The 15,140-nt window shown below is 58.4% G+C and carries 11 protein-coding genes and 1 riboswitch; of the genes, 8 read left to right on the forward strand and 3 right to left on the reverse strand.

Annotated elements, in window-relative coordinates:
* Window positions 1-19: 19 nt before the first annotated feature.
* The 4 genes from EO087_RS09100 to ppa all read left to right on the forward strand — a co-directional run bounded on the left by EO087_RS09100 (window position 20) and on the right by ppa (window position 6,242).
* Window positions 20-2,047: a sodium-translocating pyrophosphatase gene (locus tag EO087_RS09100; protein WP_128898592.1), complete on the forward strand. Its 2,028-nt coding sequence runs from the start codon at window positions 20-22 to the stop codon at window positions 2,045-2,047.
* Between the two features lie 509 nt (window positions 2,048-2,556).
* On the forward strand, window positions 2,557-4,683 hold the full coding sequence (locus EO087_RS09105) for a prolyl oligopeptidase family serine peptidase (protein ID WP_128898593.1): 2,127 nt from the start codon (window positions 2,557-2,559) through the stop codon (window positions 4,681-4,683).
* Between the two features lie 74 nt (window positions 4,684-4,757).
* Window positions 4,758-5,609: a 2OG-Fe(II) oxygenase gene (locus EO087_RS09110; RefSeq protein WP_128898594.1), complete on the forward strand. Its 852-nt coding sequence runs from the start codon at window positions 4,758-4,760 to the stop codon at window positions 5,607-5,609.
* A 96-nt stretch (window positions 5,610-5,705) separates the two neighbouring features.
* Window positions 5,706-6,242, forward strand: a complete 537-nt coding sequence (gene ppa / locus EO087_RS09115) for an inorganic diphosphatase (RefSeq protein ID WP_128898595.1) — start codon at window positions 5,706-5,708, stop codon at window positions 6,240-6,242.
* Window positions 6,243-6,467: 225 nt separating this feature from the next.
* Here the strand turns inward: ppa and thiC are convergent, their stop codons facing one another.
* Together thiC and EO087_RS09125 are read right to left on the reverse strand one after the other, a co-directional pair.
* Entirely contained in the window at window positions 6,468-8,345 is a 1,878-nt protein-coding gene (gene thiC / locus EO087_RS09120; protein WP_128898596.1) for a phosphomethylpyrimidine synthase ThiC, read from the reverse strand.
* A 55-nt stretch (window positions 8,346-8,400) separates the two neighbouring features.
* Window positions 8,401-8,495, reverse strand: a riboswitch (TPP riboswitch).
* A 43-nt stretch (window positions 8,496-8,538) separates the two neighbouring features.
* A complete protein-coding gene (locus EO087_RS09125) occupies window positions 8,539-9,189 on the reverse strand; it encodes a TetR/AcrR family transcriptional regulator (RefSeq protein ID WP_128898597.1) in 651 nt (216 codons plus the stop codon).
* A 330-nt stretch (window positions 9,190-9,519) separates the two neighbouring features.
* Here EO087_RS09125 and EO087_RS09130 point away from each other — a divergent pair, with 330 nt between their 5' ends.
* From EO087_RS09130 to EO087_RS09145, 4 genes are all read left to right on the forward strand, one after another.
* Complete coding sequence (locus EO087_RS09130; RefSeq protein ID WP_128898598.1) at window positions 9,520-10,179, forward strand: protein-L-isoaspartate O-methyltransferase; 660 nt, start codon at window positions 9,520-9,522, stop codon at window positions 10,177-10,179.
* Between the two features lie 35 nt (window positions 10,180-10,214).
* Window positions 10,215-11,543, forward strand: coding sequence for a TolC family outer membrane protein (locus tag EO087_RS09135; RefSeq protein WP_128898599.1), 1,329 nt, complete (start codon window positions 10,215-10,217; stop codon window positions 11,541-11,543).
* Between the two features lie 114 nt (window positions 11,544-11,657).
* Window positions 11,658-13,619, forward strand: coding sequence for an ATP-binding protein (locus tag EO087_RS09140; protein WP_128898600.1), 1,962 nt, complete (start codon window positions 11,658-11,660; stop codon window positions 13,617-13,619).
* A 53-nt stretch (window positions 13,620-13,672) separates the two neighbouring features.
* Window positions 13,673-14,242, forward strand: a complete 570-nt coding sequence (locus tag EO087_RS09145; RefSeq protein WP_128898601.1) for a DUF4433 domain-containing protein — start codon at window positions 13,673-13,675, stop codon at window positions 14,240-14,242.
* On the opposite strand, the gene EO087_RS09150 is transcribed toward EO087_RS09145, so the two are convergent.
* Window positions 14,229-15,004 (reverse strand): IS5 family transposase gene (locus tag EO087_RS09150; RefSeq protein ID WP_240669003.1). Its coding sequence is split into 2 segments (ribosomal slippage): window positions 14,229-14,635 and window positions 14,635-15,004, totalling 777 coding nucleotides; the frame shifts between segments, so codons are not numbered across the junction. The two genes, EO087_RS09145 and EO087_RS09150, sit on opposite strands and share 14 nt — an antisense overlap.
* Window positions 15,005-15,140 lie beyond the last annotated feature (136 nt).

A 15,140-nucleotide genomic window follows, 5' to 3' on the forward strand; every position in this document is an offset into this window, starting at 1 on the left:
AACTGATGGGGAGGCAACGATGCTGCAGCAGTATGGCTTGTGGATCGCGTTGGCTTGCGCGATCGTGGCAATTTTGTACGGGGCGTTTTCGGTACGTTGGGTGCTGGCGAAGTCGCCAGGCAACGAACGGATGCAACAGATTGCCTCGGCTATTCAGGAAGGCGCACGCGCTTATCTCAATCGTCAGTACCGCACGATCGCCCTGGTGGGGTTGATACTGCTGATCATCATTGGCTTTGCGCTGGATTGGGGCACGGCGATTGGTTTTGCCATCGGCGCGATCCTTTCAGGTGCCACGGGCTACATCGGCATGAATGTCTCGGTGCGGGCCAATGTACGCACCGCCGAGGCAGCACGTGGCGGCCTGGCATCCGCGCTGAATGTCGCTTTCCGGGGCGGCGCGATCACCGGCATGCTCGTCGTAGGACTGGCGCTGCTCGGTGTCACGGGCTACTACGCCGCGCTGATTCACTTCGGCTATGACACGGAACGTGCCTTGCACGCCATGGTAGGCCTGGCCTTCGGCTCCTCGTTGATCTCGATCTTTGCGCGTCTGGGCGGCGGCATTTTCACCAAAGGTGCCGATGTTGGCGCGGATCTGGTCGGCAAGGTCGAAGCCGGCATTCCGGAGGATGATCCACGCAACCCCGCTGTCATCGCCGATAACGTGGGTGACAACGTCGGCGACTGCGCCGGCATGGCGGCGGACTTGTTCGAGACCTATGCGGTCACGCTGATCGCCAGCATGTTGCTGGGCGGCGTGCTTGGTGATCAGGCTGGGTCGAATTCGGTGTTGTATCCGTTGCTGCTCGGTGGTGCTTCGATCATCGCGTCAGTGATTGGCACGTTCTTCGTACGCGCCGGGGTCGGTGGCAAGATCATGAGCGCGCTTTACAAGGGCGTGATTGTATCGGGCGTGCTGGCTGCGCTCGCGTTCTGGCCGATCACGTCCATCCTGATGGCCGATGCCACGTTGGGTGTCACCCGCCTGTACGGCAGCGCGCTGATTGGCTTGGTGCTGACAGCGGTGATCGTGGTGATTACCGAGTACTACACCGCCACGGAATATGGCCCCGTGCGCCATGTAGCCCAATCATCCACGACTGGTCATGCCACCAACATCATCGCCGGTATTGGTGTCTCCATGAAATCGACGGCACTGCCGGTGCTCGCTGTGTGTGCAGCGATCTGGGGTGCGTTTGTGCTGGCAGGCCTGTATGGCATCGCGGTTGCCGCCACCGCCATGTTGTCGATGACAGGCATGATCGTCGCGCTCGATGCCTACGGTCCGATCACCGATAACGCCGGTGGCATCGCCGAAATGGCCGAGCTGCCTGCAGAAGTGCGCGGCGTAACGGATCCGCTCGATGCCGTAGGCAACACCACCAAGGCGGTCACCAAAGGTTACGCGATCGGTTCGGCAGGTCTGGCGGCGTTAGTGCTGTTCGCCGACTACACGCACCGTCTTGCGCTGGATCATCCAGGACACACATTTACCTTCGATCTCTCCGATCACCGCGTGATCGTCGGTCTGCTGATCGGTGGCTTGATTCCATACCTGTTCGGCGCCATGGCGATGGAGGCGGTCGGTCGTTCGGCGGGTGCGGTGGTGGAAGAGGTGCGCCGTCAGTTCCGCGAAATCGCCGGTATCATGCAAGGCACGACCAAACCCGATTACTCGCGTGCGGTGGACATGCTGACCAAGTCGGCGATCAAGGAGATGATGATTCCGTCGCTGCTGCCGGTGCTGATCCCGATCCTGGTCGGGTTTCTGCTGGGACCGGTGGCACTGGGCGGCTTGCTGATCGGCACCATCGTCACCGGCCTGTTCGTGGCGATCTCGATGACCACTGGTGGCGGTGCCTGGGACAACGCAAAGAAGTACATCGAAGACGGTCATTTCGGTGGCAAGGGCTCCGATGCCCACAAGGCCGCTGTCACTGGCGATACGGTGGGCGATCCTTATAAGGATACTGCCGGTCCTGCAGTAAATCCGCTGATCAAGATCATCAATATCGTGGCACTGTTGCTTATCCCGCTGCTCTAGGGATGCTCTGATTTATTCCACGTACCCGTCACCGCATTGTCCGCGCGTGTGGCTACGGCCCAACGGTGAAGGCAGACTGGCTGTCTGTCGAGACGTTGGGCCGTAGCCACACGTGCAGACAATGCGGCCCCCACATCTTGAATTTAAAGGACAGGGTGACGTCCAGAAGGACCGCAGGCTGTGCCGCGCGTCTTGCACAGACGGCCAGCCCTGCGACACGCAGCACAGCCTGCGGGCCTTCTGGACGTCATGCCGGGGGCGTGGAATAGATCAGAGCATCCCTAGATGCCTATCTGCCGCATCAGGGCTGTAAGGCAACGCTGAATAAGCATCGCCGTCGTCACCAGCCCTGATGCGATTTTGGCCGTGCATGTCAATGATGATTGACGGTAACCATGACCGCCGACTCATCCGCGTACTTGACTTCCCTCACTGGCATTTTCCCGCCGGATCGGCATGCTAGCCATTCCGCGTACTTTTCCATGCGCGTCCAACCACGGAGCGGCAACATGCGTTTGAAGACAATCATCCGGCTGGCATGGGGGCTTGCCGCCATAATAGGTGGCATGACTCAGGCACACGACACATCCCCAGCACCCAGCGCAGCCGCCAGCAACGACGATCCTTATCTTTGGCTGGAAGACATCCACAGCGAACGCACCATGAACTGGGTCAAAGCCCAGAACGCCGTGACACAGAAGCAGTTCGCCGACAGCCAACCATTCACGCAAACGCGCGATCGCATCCTGGAAGTGCTCGATTCGGACGCACGCATTCCCTACGTCACGCGTCGCGGCGAGTATCTCTACAACTTCTGGCAGGACAAAACGCATCCGCGCGGCCTCTGGCGCCGTGCCACACTCGCCGAATACCGCGAGCCTGATCCCAAATGGGAGTTGCTGCTCGATATCGATGCGCTGAACAAGACCGAAGGCAAACACTGGGTATTCAAAGGTAGCGACTGCATGAAGCCCGACTACAACCGCTGCCTGCTCAGCCTCTCGCCCGACGGCGGCGATGCGGTGGAAGTGCGCGAGTTCGATATTCCCAGCAAATCCTTCGTGAAAGATGGCTTCCGGATTCCGGCCGCCAAGACCCAGGCAAACTGGATCGACGAAAATCACCTCTACATCGGCACCGATTTCGGCCCTGGCTCGATGACCACCTCAAGCTATCCCCGCATCGCCAAGCTGTGGACGCGTGGCACGCCGCTCACTTCGGCAAAGACGGTCTACGAAGGCAAGGCCGAAGATCTGGTCGTCAGCGCCGCGCACGATCGCACTCCCGGCTTCGAGCGCGATTTTGTCACCGTAGCCACCGATTTTTTTCATAGCGACACCTATCAGCTCAAGGATGGCAAGCTGATCCATCTCGACGTGCCTACCGACGCCAATGTCGACCCGCATCGCGAATGGCTGCTGCTGCAACTGCGCAGCGCGTGGACTGCCGGCGCCACCACCTATCCCTCAGGCGCGCTGATCGCCACGAAGTTCGACGACTTCATGGTCGGCAAGCGCCAGTTCACTACGCTGTTCACGCCGGATGACCACACTGCGTTATCCAGCTACTCATGGACACAACACCACCTCATCCTGGACATCATGGACGATGTGAAAAGCCGCCTGGATGTGCTGACCCCGCAAACCCATGGCCATTGGACCCATGAGGATATGCCCGACGCCCCCCAATTCAGCACCGTCAGCGTGATCGACACCGATCCGGACCACAGCGACGAATACTGGCTCAGCGTTACCGGCTTCCTTGCACCGTCCTCGTTGCAGCGAGGAGTGCTTGGTGAAGGGCCGGCGCAAATCATCAAGCAAAGCCCGGCCTTCTTCGATGCGTCAAAATTCGGCGTCAGTCAGCATTTCGTCACCTCGAAAGATGGCACCAAAGTGCCTTATTTCGAAATCGCGCCGAAGAACCTAAAGCTGGACGGCAGCAACCGGACCCTGCTCTATGGCTACGGTGGTTTTGAGATTTCACTGCAGCCCGTCTACAGCGGTAGCGTGGGACGTAGCTGGCTGGAACGCGGTGGCGTGTACGTGATCGCCAACATCCGTGGCGGCGGCGAATATGGCCCGCGCTGGCACCAGGCCGCGCTGCAGGAAAATCGCCTGCGCGCCTATGAAGACTTCGCTGCCGTGGCGCAAGACCTGATCAAGCGCGGCGTCACCTCGTCGGCCCACCTGGGTGCGGAAGGTGGCAGCAACGGCGGACTGCTGATGGGCAATATGCTCACCCTATATCCGCAGTTGTTCGGCGCCATTGCCTGCGAAGTGCCGCTGTTGGATATGAAACGCTATGTTCACCTTTCGGCCGGCACGTCATGGATTGCCGAATACGGTAACCCGGACGATCCCAAGCAGTGGACCTTCATCAAGAACTTCTCGCCCTACCAGAACGTCAAATCCGGCATGACGTATCCGGATGTGCTGTTCTATACCGCTACCAGCGATGATCGCGTAGGCCCCGTGCAGGCCCGCAAGATGGCCGCGAGGATGCAAGCCATGGGCTACGAGAACGCATGGTTCTTCGAAAACACCGAAGGTGGCCATGGCGGCGGCGCAGACAATAAGCAGACCGCCTATATGCACGCACTTGCCTACGATTTCCTCTGGGATCGCTTGAAGTAACCGCTTGGTGCATAAGGGCCGGGTGGCGAGGGATAGAATAACCTCGCCATTCTCTCTTCACTTGCTTCCTTGCCATGACATCGCGCCCCACGATTCGCCCTGAACTTCGCGAGTGGATCCTTTCCACCACCCACGCCGGCCATAGCGTCGAAACCGTCCTCAAGCTGATGCAGGAAACCGGCTACGATCCACGCCAGAGCCGCAGTATTGTCGCCAGCGTGCTCAACATGCCGATCACAGCACTCGACGTCCATGTCCATGCGCCTAAGCAACCGCAAGGCCGTCGCACGCACCATCCGGAGGCGCCGCAAGTTGCGGTCGATGGGCGCATCATCGATGTCCCCCTGAGCGTCGATTCACCCGCATTGCGGATACTGGGCAATCTGCTTTCCCCCGAGGAATGTGACGCACTGATCGAAGAAGCCAAGCCTCGCTTGCAGCGCGCGAAAACCGTTGACACTTCCGGCAAACAGCAGATCGATGCACGCCGCACCAGCGAAGGCATGTTCTTCACGATCGGCGAATCACCGCTGATCAGGCAGGTCGAGCAGCGCATTGCAACCCTGCTCAGCATTCCAATCGATCATGGCGAGGGTTTGCAGGTGCTGCACTATCTGCCAGGCCAACAGTACGAGCCCCATTACGACTGGTTCGATCCGCAACAACCCGGTTTCGCGGCCATCACCGCTAAAGGTGGCCAGCGTATCGCCAGCCTGGTGATGTATCTCAATACACCCGCGGCAGGCGGTGGCACAGCGTTTCCGGAGGTCGGACTGACCGTAACGGCGCTACGCGGCTCAGCCGTTTATTTCTCCTACGACACAGGCGATACAGCTTCCTTGCATGCCGGCCTGCCTGTGCAGAAGGGCGAGAAATGGATCGCGACCAAATGGCTGCGGGAACGTCCGTTCCAGAAATCATTGTGATGAGAACTTGCGAAACCCGATCTTGGTGCGCCGCGACAAGCTTTGCCGTATCCTGAGAGGCTTTCCACATTTTTGGATACACGTAAGGAGTGCCCGATGGGCTTGGATCTGGTTAGCGCCGGCCGCGATGTGCCGAATGAAATCAACGTCGTCATCGAAATCCCGAAGGACGCCGAGCCGGTCAAGTATGAAGTTGACAAGGCCAGCGGAGCCATCTTCGTGGATCGTGTCCTGTCCACCCCCATGCGCTATCCCTGCAACTACGGCTACGTGCCAGGTACCCTCGGTGGCGATGGCGACCCGCTGGACGCGCTGGTGATCTTGCCGTTGCCGCTGGTACCGGGCTCGGTGATTCGCTGCCATCCGGTCGGCATGCTCAAGATGACCGACGAAGCCGGTTCGGATGAGAAGCTGGTGGTCATTCCGTCGAAGAAAATCTTCCCGGGCTACGCTCACATCGAAGACATCAAAGGCGTGTCGGGCCATTGGCTGGAGCGCATCGGCCACTTCTTCGAGCACTACAAGGATCTGGAAAAGGGCAAGTGGGTGAAGATTGAAGGCTGGGCCGGCGCCGCTGAGGCCAAGGCCGAGATTCTTGCCGGCGTGGAACGCCACAAACAGCACAAAGACTGATTCGATCTTGTTCATCACGTAAAAGCGGCGCATCACCCCTGGGTGATGCGCCGTTTCTTTTTGCCAGCGGTTCGCCCCCTGTCTTGTTTCAGGGTGTAGTCGACCTCTGGCGAGCGCTGGTAATGGGAACACTGTTCCCGTTCTTCTGCTTGCCAGGCTCAGGACGTCCCCACTCTGGACCTTGATCCAGCCCCTCCCCAATGAGGAGGGGAGAGAATGCGGGTATTACGCTTTGTGATAAACCTCAGCGCCCTGTGCGCGGAATTCCGCCGCCTTTTCGGCCATACCTTCATCGAGCGCAGCAGCTTCATCCACGCCATGCTCAGCCGCATAATCGCGTACATCCTGGGTGATCTTCATCGAGCAGAACTTCGGACCACACATCGAACAGAAGTGCGCGGACTTGTGCGCATCCTTCGGCAAGGTTTCATCGTGGAATTCACGCGCCTTGTCCGGATCCAGGCCAAGATTGAACTGATCATCCCAGCGGAATTCGAAGCGCGCCTTGCTGAGTGCATTGTCGCGCACTTGTGCGCCAGGATGCCCCTTGGCCAGATCGGCCGCATGCGCAGCAATCTTGTAGGCGATGATGCCATCACGTACATCCTGTTTGTTAGGCAGACCAAGGTGTTCCTTCGGCGTGACGTAGCAGAGCATGGCGGTGCCGAACCAGCCGATCATCGCCGCACCAATGGCGCTGGTGATGTGGTCGTAACCAGGCGCGATGTCGGTGGTGAGTGGCCCCAACGTGTAGAATGGTGCTTCGTGACACTTCTCCAGCTGGCGCTCCATGTTCTCCTTGATCAACTGCATCGGCACGTGGCCGGGGCCTTCGATCATCACCTGCACGTCGTGCTTCCAGGCAATCTGAGTCAGTTCGCCCAACGTATCCAGCTCACCGAATTGCGCGGCATCGTTGGCATCCGCCACGCAGCCGGGACGTAGACCATCGCCCAGACTGAAGGACACGTCGTACACCTTCATGATGTCGCAGATTTCCTCGAAATGCGTGTAGAGGAAATTCTCCTTGTGATGCGCCAAGCACCACTTGGCCATGATCGAACCGCCGCGCGAAACGATGCCGGTGACGCGCTTGGCCGTGTGCGGTACGAAACGCAGCAGCACGCCCGCATGGATGGTGAAGTAATCCACGCCCTGCTCAGCCTGCTCGATCAAGGTGTCGCGGAACAGTTCCCAAGTAAGTTCTTCGGCCACGCCACCGACTTTTTCCAGCGCCTGGTAGATCGGCACGGTGCCGATCGGCACCGGCGAGTTGCGGATGATCCATTCGCGTGTTTCGTGGATGTTCTTGCCGGTAGATAGATCCATCACGGTGTCGCCGCCCCATCGGATCGACCACACCAGCTTTTCCACTTCTTCCGCGATACCGGAGGATACGGCACTGTTGCCGATATTCGCGTTGATCTTGGTAAGGAAGTTGCGGCCGATGATCATCGGCTCGCTTTCCGGATGGTTGATGTTGGCCGGAATGATGGCGCGGCCGCGCGCTACTTCGTCGCGCACGAATTCCGGTGTGATCAGTTTCGGCAGCGAGGCGCCAAAGGATTCGCCCGGATGCTGCTTACGCAGCACGCTGTTCTGCAAGGCTTCGATGCGCTGGTTTTCGCGGATGGCGATGTACTCCATCTCCGGCGTGACGATACCGCGACGTGCGTAGTGCATTTGTGTAACGTTGGCGCCGACCTTGGCGCGTAGGGGCACGCGGATATGGCTGAAACGCACCTCGTCGAGCTTGGCATCCGCGGCGCGCTGGCGACCGAAAGCAGAACTCAGGCCCGTCAACTGTTCCACATCACCGCGCTCGGCAATCCATGTCGCACGCAGAGCCGGAAGACCGCCGGCCAGATCGACAGCGTAATTCGGATCGGTGTATGGACCGGATGTGTCGTAAACCGTGATCGACGGGTTGGTTTCGCCACCAAACAAGGTGGGGGTCTGCGCCTGATCGACCTCGCGCATCGGCACCTTCAGATCGGGACGACCGCCCTGCACGTAGATCTTGCGCGAACCAGGAATCGGGCGCGTCACTGCTTCGGAGAGTTCTTGTGCGGCACGCACGAGATCGGAGGGCAAGGCATTCATCGGCATTCGTCCAGTGCTGAAGTGGAATCCTGAAGCGATGGCGCCAATGCACGATGTTCTGTGTGGCGAAGCTCCCTCCACCGGTGCTAACCGGATCAGGTTCGAAGGGACTCTCTCAGCCGACTGCAGCCGGCACCCCCGCTTCCAGGAGGCTATTTGACCACGAAGGTGGGTGGGAAACGAGTACGACGATTCAGCGCGGCGCGTAGGCGCGCAAGAACATGACCACGCCGGCGCGGGCGTTTTCCTCGATTTCGCGGACATAGGTCTGCACGCATTCAGCGCAGCCGAACATGCGGCGCATCATCATGTCGCCCTTAATCAGCGAGATGAACTGGACAACAGCACGCGATACGTCTTCGATATCCAGCTTATGGGCATCAACCGCCTGCTGCATAAGACGCTCTAGCAGTGCGCGGCTGCGCATGGGGCCTTCTTCCCACATCAACTTGCCGTAGCGCGGATTGCCCTGGCGGCAGTCGCTGAGAATGGCGCGGAAGGTGCCCACGGTTTCCGGATCGCAATCGAACCGGGCATGCACTTGGGCAATGCGGTGAAGCGTGTCGCCGATATCAACGCTCGGATCAAAGCCGTAGGTCTCTTCGGGGAGCAAGTCCTGGACACGTGCGCGAATCACTTCGCGGAACAAGTTGTCTTTATCACCAAAGTGACTATAGACGGTCAGCTTGGATACACCGGCTTCGGCGGCAATGGCATCCATGCTGGTGCCGGCGAAGGCGTTGCGTATGAACAGAGCCTTGGCGGCGTCGAGAATCGCCGCACGCTTTTCCATGTCCTTCGGACGGCCAGGCCCGTGCGGTTTAGTCAGCAGGATCGAGTTCATGGAAGCACCTTCACAAATCAAAAAACTCAATTTATTATACGGATCGGTTTAATTATTTTTTGGATCATACCGAATAATTGTCCGATGTGCGCAACTACCCCAGAAATGGCGCTTAGCGCCGCTTATCACAAGGCCCAGCGCCTGCTGCTGGTCATGTGGCTGGAACGCGGCCGGACAACCCAGAGATTTGCATGACTTACATCAGATCATTGCGATGACTTCCGGCACTTCATGCAACAGGGCCCTGCCCGCACCCTAAACCATTGTCGAAACAGGGTCTAAACGCTTATCCTTTTTGATCTTTTTTCGATCCACATAGGCTTGTCTTTCATGGCGATGAACTTCGATCAGGCGCGTCAAAACATGGTTGAAAACCAGGTCCGCCCCTGGGAGGTGCTGGATGGCCGCGTGCTCGACGTACTGGGTCGCGTTCGCCGCGAAGACTTCGTCGCACCCGCACATCGCCAGCTCGCGTTCGCCGACTTGTGCCTACCCATCGGGCATGGCGAAGTGATGATGAAACCCGTTCTCGAAGGACGTCTGTTGCAGGCGCTGGCGTTGAAGCCGAAAGAGCACGTGCTGGAAATCGGCACCGGCTCTGGCTTCTTCACCGCCTGCCTGGCCAGCCTGGCCGCACGCGTCACCAGCGTGGACATCCACGCCGCTTTCACCGCCACGGCCGGCCAGCGCCTGCATGCCGCCAGCATCCGTAATGTGCTGCTCACCACCGGCGAAGCCATTAACGCCTGGCAACCGCAAGGTACGTTCGATGCAATGGTGGTAACCGGCGCCGTCTATCGTATTCCCGATCGTTTCCTGGGCTGGCTCAAACCGGGTGGCCGTCTGCTCGCCATCCGCGGCGAGTCGCCGGTGCAGCAGGTTGTGCTGCTGACGAACGAAGGTAATGGCCGTTATCAGGAGGAAAGCATGCTGGAGACGGATCTGCCGTATCTGGCCAATGCCGAACCTCCCCGCCGTTTCGTTTTTTGATTTTGCCACCGACCCCGATACCTACGAGGCGAACCATGCGCTTGAAGCTTCTGACCCTTGCCCTGTCCTTGGCTGCAGTATCCCTGCCCAGCCATGGCGAGGATTTGCTGGATGCATACCGTCAGGCGCGTGCGAACGACCCTGTGCTAGCGCAGGCCGACGCTACCCGCCTTGCCGTGCACGAAGGTATTCCGCAGGCACGTGCCCTGCTGCTACCACAACTTAATGGCACTTACAGCCTGCAGCAGCAGAGCAGCGCCGGCTCGCTCAGTGGGCTCACTACCCAGAACCCGGGACATCTGCGCACCCGCTCCGTTGGCGTGGAGCTGGATCAAACCATCCTCAATCTGGCGGACATTGCCAATTTGCAAGCCGCGCACTCGACCGCCGATGCGCAACAGCAGACTTACGAAGCCGCCACACAGGATCTGTTTGTCCGCGTCATCACCACCTACTTCACCATTCTCAATGATGAAGAGCAGCTCAAATACGCCAAAGCCAACGAGGAAGCCTATCGGGTTACTTACGATCAGGCCGAGCAACAGTACAAGGTAGGTATTGCCGCGATCACCAACGTGTACCAAGCCAAGTCGTACTACGAGGCGGCAAAAGCGACCACCATCAGCACGCAGAACACGCTGGACAACGATCGCCAGGCACTCACCGTGATCACCGGTCAGCCAGTCGGCGAGTTGAAGAAACTGCGCCCCGAGCTACCGATGGATACACCCGTGCCAGCCGATCCGCAGCAATGGGTGGACAGCGCACTGAAGAACAACCCAACCGTGTTGTCGGCGCAGTACTCCGTCGATGCCGCCGAACATAGCGTCAATGCGGCACGCGCAGGCCACCTGCCGACCATCACGGCCAGCTTGAGCCGCGCCAAGAGCACCTCCTGGCTGGAAAATGGCAGCTACAACGCCATCGGTAACGGCCGCTATGGCAATACCATCGGCGTGACGCTGTCGGTGCCGATTTTCGCTGGCGGGGCCACGCAGTCGAAGGTCCGTCAGTCGATCTATCAACGCGACGAAGCACAGGACTCGCTAGAGCTGACCCGCCGTCAAACCCAGCAGAACACAATCAATTACTACAACTCGGTGATTGCCGGCATCAGCGAGGTGAAGTCGGGCAAGGCCGCGGTGGAGTCCGCGCAAGAAGCACTGGATGCCACCAAAGCCGGCTTCCAAGTGGGTACGCAGATCATGCTGGACGTGCTGACCGCGATTCAGCAGTTGACCCAGAACGAAAGCACCTACTCGGCTTCGCGTCATCAACTGGTATTGAACCGCCTGCTGCTGCGGCAGTCAGCCGGCACGATCGATTACAAGGACATGGAATACGTCAACTCGCTGTTGCAGTAAGCCAACGCAGAAAAAAGCCGGGGAAACCCGGCTTTTTTCATCCAGCGAGGAAGCAGACAATGCTGGACAAGCTCGCGGCGTTCTTCGAGCGTCATTTCGGGCTGAATTGATACCATGACTGATACCGCATCCCAGACCGCACTGTTCGAGGACGACTACCTGCTGCGCGAACTTGGGCAGGTCGCGCACGTGCCGCAGGTAGCGCTGACGGAACTGGTGGCGAACGCATGGGACGCCGGCGCTACAAAGGTGGATTTGATTCTTCCTGCCGTCGCTGGCGGCATGCTGACCGTCACCGACGATGGCCATGGCATGACCCCTGCGCAGTTTAAAAAACGATGGATGACGCTGCGCTACGACCGTGAAAAACATCAGGGATCGAACGTCGAGTTTCCGTCCGGTCGAACCGCTCGCCCACGCCGGGCCTACGGCCGCAACGGCGTTGGGAGGCACGGACTACTTTGCTTTGCCGACGAATACAAGGTGCAAACGTGGCGGGGCGGCGCACTGGCAACCTTCGTCGTCGGCACCGAATCCGGCCCCAGTCCCTTCGTGCTGCGCAGTGAAACCTTTGGTCAGCGGACTGGCAGCGGCACGCGGCTTTCAGTGCAGGTGACGAGAAAACTGCCGGACGCCGATGAAATCTTGACTGTACTGGCCGCGCGATTCGTCCACGACCCGGAGTTTGAAATCCGAGTCAACAACACGCAGCGTTCGTTTTCCGAAATCGCAGGCCGCGTCAGCGAAGAAGCACTTGACCTCGGGAACGGTCGCAGCGCCACGGTCATCGTGATCGACTCAACCCGACTGAACCATTCTTCGGTACATCAGGGCGTGGCTTTCTGGGTGCAACAAAGGCTTGTCGGCACGCCATCGTGGTCTATCGGGCAGGTTGCGTCTTTCGATGGACGCACCCGTTTCGCGCGTCGCTACAAGGTTATAGTCGATACGCAGGGCTACGAAACCGATGTGGAGCAGGACTGGACGGCATTCCGCTCGACCGATGCCGTCCGCGAGCTATACCGCTCCACTGCCGAACATATCGACAACGTGGCCCAAACGCTTGCTACAGAAGTCGTCGAGGCGACATCCGAGGATGCTCTGACACAAAACCGGACGGAACTGGCAACCTTAGGACAAGGTGCACGACTGGAAGTCGCAGAATTCACCAAGCTCGTAGCACAGGAACATCCGACCGTTTCACCGGACTTCCTCGCCACCGCCGTCAAGGCCGTCATTCATCTTGAGAAAACCAAGAGCGGTACGGCGCTGCTTCAAAAACTCTCGGAATTACCTGCCGACGACGTCAATGGCCTGGACAAGCTACTCTCCGAATGGACGGTCAAAGATGCTTTGCGCGTTCTTGATGAAATCGACAGCCGCATCAGCGTCATCGAGACTATCCGGCGCTTGGCGGATGATCCGAATACTGATGAACTGCACACGCTGCATCCGTTGATACTGCGGTCACGGTGGCTGTTCGGGCCTGAGTTCGAGTCACAAGAGTATTGCTCGAATGTCACACTGAAAACCGTAGCCAATGAGCTATTCAAGAATGCGGAAGCGCACTTCATCAATGACCGCAATCGCCCCGATATCGTCGTCTTGCCGGACAAGACGACGTGGCAGATGACGGGAGTCGAATCCTTCGAGCCTTCGGACAGCACGCTCACGCAGATGCAACACGTGCTGGTGATCGAGTTGAAAAAGGGTGGATTTGAGCTGACTCGCAAGGAAATGAATCAGGCGGATGGCTACGTGCAGGATATCGCTTCATCTGGAGCCATGTCTGGCACCCCTTTCATCTCTGCATGGGTTGTGGGGCAGAAGGTCGCAGCGGGTGTTGCCCGTGAGAAAGAGATTAGCAACGAAAATCGAAGATATGGCCGTGTCCGTGCCGTGACATTCGGATCGCTGGTGGATACCGCCAATGCCCGGTTGCTCAAGTTGCGTACTACGCTGGCTGACCGCTACGGCGATGTATCCACGGACAGTCTGCTCGCGCGAGTTTTCTCGACGCAGGAACAAACAGGCTGGACGTTTCAAACGAATGTCACCGATGCCAGCCGCAAGTAACGATTCACGCCCTGGGTTTGACAACCGCCTGATCATGAGAGCGGAGCCAGCGAATGGTTAACCTCTACCCGAACCTCAATTCTAAAAAGGCGCTGATCTGGCGCATCGTGCACCGCGACAATCTGCCGTGGATTTTGGATAACGGCCTTCACTGCGGCAATGGCGGTGTGCAGGCTCCGAATTGGGTGAGCATCGGAAACCCGGAACTGATCGACAAACGCGCAAACCACCCCGTGCCCCTGCCACCCGGCGGCTTTCTAAACGACTACGTACCGTTCTACTTCACTCCCTTTTCGCCGATGCTGCGCAACATCCATACCGGTTGGGGAGGTATTCAAAAGAGGCTCAACGAGGAGATATTGATCCTCGTTTCTAGCCTGCATCACGTTGCAGCAAAAGGATGGCCGTTCCTGTTCACCGACAGTCACGCCTACTATCAGTGCGCGAACTTCTATTCCAATCTGAACGATCTTGACAAGATCGACTGGCCACTGATTCAGGCGAGGGATTTCCGGCGCGATCCGGACGACCCTGCCAAATTCGAGCGGTATCAGGCCGAAGCGCTGGTTCATCGACACTTGCCGATCACTGGCTTGCTAGAGCATGTCGTCATAAGATTCTGAGCCACATGACGAGGCAGCGAATTTGCACAGCGGCAAGGAAAGAGGACAGATTCTTCGCGTAGCGTGTCGCCACACCACGCCACTGTTTCAGGTACAAAAACGCATTCTCAACCAGGTGGCGATGACGATACAGGTACGTGTCGTAGTCGCGCGGCTCTTTTCGGTTTTTACGTGGCGGAATATGCGCCTGCATGCCTTGCTCATGAGCCTGCTCAACAATGGCATCACTGTCATAACCTTTGTCGGCCATGAGATGCTCAGCAGGAATGTCTTTGATCAGTTCCGCAGCCTGCGAACAATCTGCCCGGGTACCCTCTGTAACAAGAATTCGGACTGGCATACCATGCGCATCCACGGCCAAATGTATCTTGGTGTTGCGCCCCCTTTTGTGAGACCTATGCCCTGATTGCCGCCACGAGCTCCCGCTGCATGAGGATGAACCTTGCAGTGACTGGCATCGATCATCAGCCACTCAAAGTCCGGCTCATCCATCACACGTTCCAACAGACCTTCCCATGTGCCGTTATCGCGCCAGCGACAAAAGCGCCGATGGGTATTCTTCCAATCGCCGTACTCGGGTGGTAAATCTCGCCACGGCGCTCCGGTGCGAAGTATCCAGAACACTGCGTTGATGAATTGCCGATTATCTTTGGCTACACGCCCCCATCGGCCCGCTTGACCCGGCAAATGGGGTTCAAGCAAACCCCATTTTTCATCGGAAATGTCATGGCGTCGATAGGCTGCAGTCACAGAGGATTCCATCCAGCAAGATTCGATGGCGGGTAGTTAACCATATTTCAACACCTCATGACGACAGGCTCTAGGCATTGTGTGTTATGCAGATAAATTGATGCGAACCATCGAGCAGCAGCTTCAGGCTCGAAACCTGAACCTGCCG

This window comes from Dyella sp. M7H15-1, from assembly GCF_004114615.1.
GTDB lineage: Bacteria > Pseudomonadota > Gammaproteobacteria > Xanthomonadales > Rhodanobacteraceae > Dyella_B.

Excerpts from the sequence above, each read along its gene's own strand:
- EO087_RS09100 (WP_128898592.1), top strand. The coding sequence starts at position 20 with ATGCTGCAGCAGTATGGCTTGTGGATCGCGTTGGCTTGCGCGATCGTG.
- EO087_RS09105 (WP_128898593.1), top strand. The coding sequence starts at position 2,557 with ATGCGTTTGAAGACAATCATCCGGCTGGCATGGGGGCTTGCCGCCATA.
- EO087_RS09110 (WP_128898594.1), top strand. The coding sequence starts at position 4,758 with ATGACATCGCGCCCCACGATTCGCCCTGAACTTCGCGAGTGGATCCTT.
- ppa (WP_128898595.1), top strand. The coding sequence starts at position 5,706 with ATGGGCTTGGATCTGGTTAGCGCCGGCCGCGATGTGCCGAATGAAATC.
- thiC (WP_128898596.1), bottom strand. The coding sequence starts at position 8,345 with ATGAATGCCTTGCCCTCCGATCTCGTGCGTGCCGCACAAGAACTCTCC.
- EO087_RS09125 (WP_128898597.1), bottom strand. The coding sequence starts at position 9,189 with ATGAACTCGATCCTGCTGACTAAACCGCACGGGCCTGGCCGTCCGAAG.
- EO087_RS09130 (WP_128898598.1), top strand. The coding sequence starts at position 9,520 with ATGGCGATGAACTTCGATCAGGCGCGTCAAAACATGGTTGAAAACCAG.
- EO087_RS09135 (WP_128898599.1), top strand. The coding sequence starts at position 10,215 with ATGCGCTTGAAGCTTCTGACCCTTGCCCTGTCCTTGGCTGCAGTATCC.
- EO087_RS09140 (WP_128898600.1), top strand. The coding sequence starts at position 11,658 with ATGACTGATACCGCATCCCAGACCGCACTGTTCGAGGACGACTACCTG.
- EO087_RS09145 (WP_128898601.1), top strand. The coding sequence starts at position 13,673 with ATGGTTAACCTCTACCCGAACCTCAATTCTAAAAAGGCGCTGATCTGG.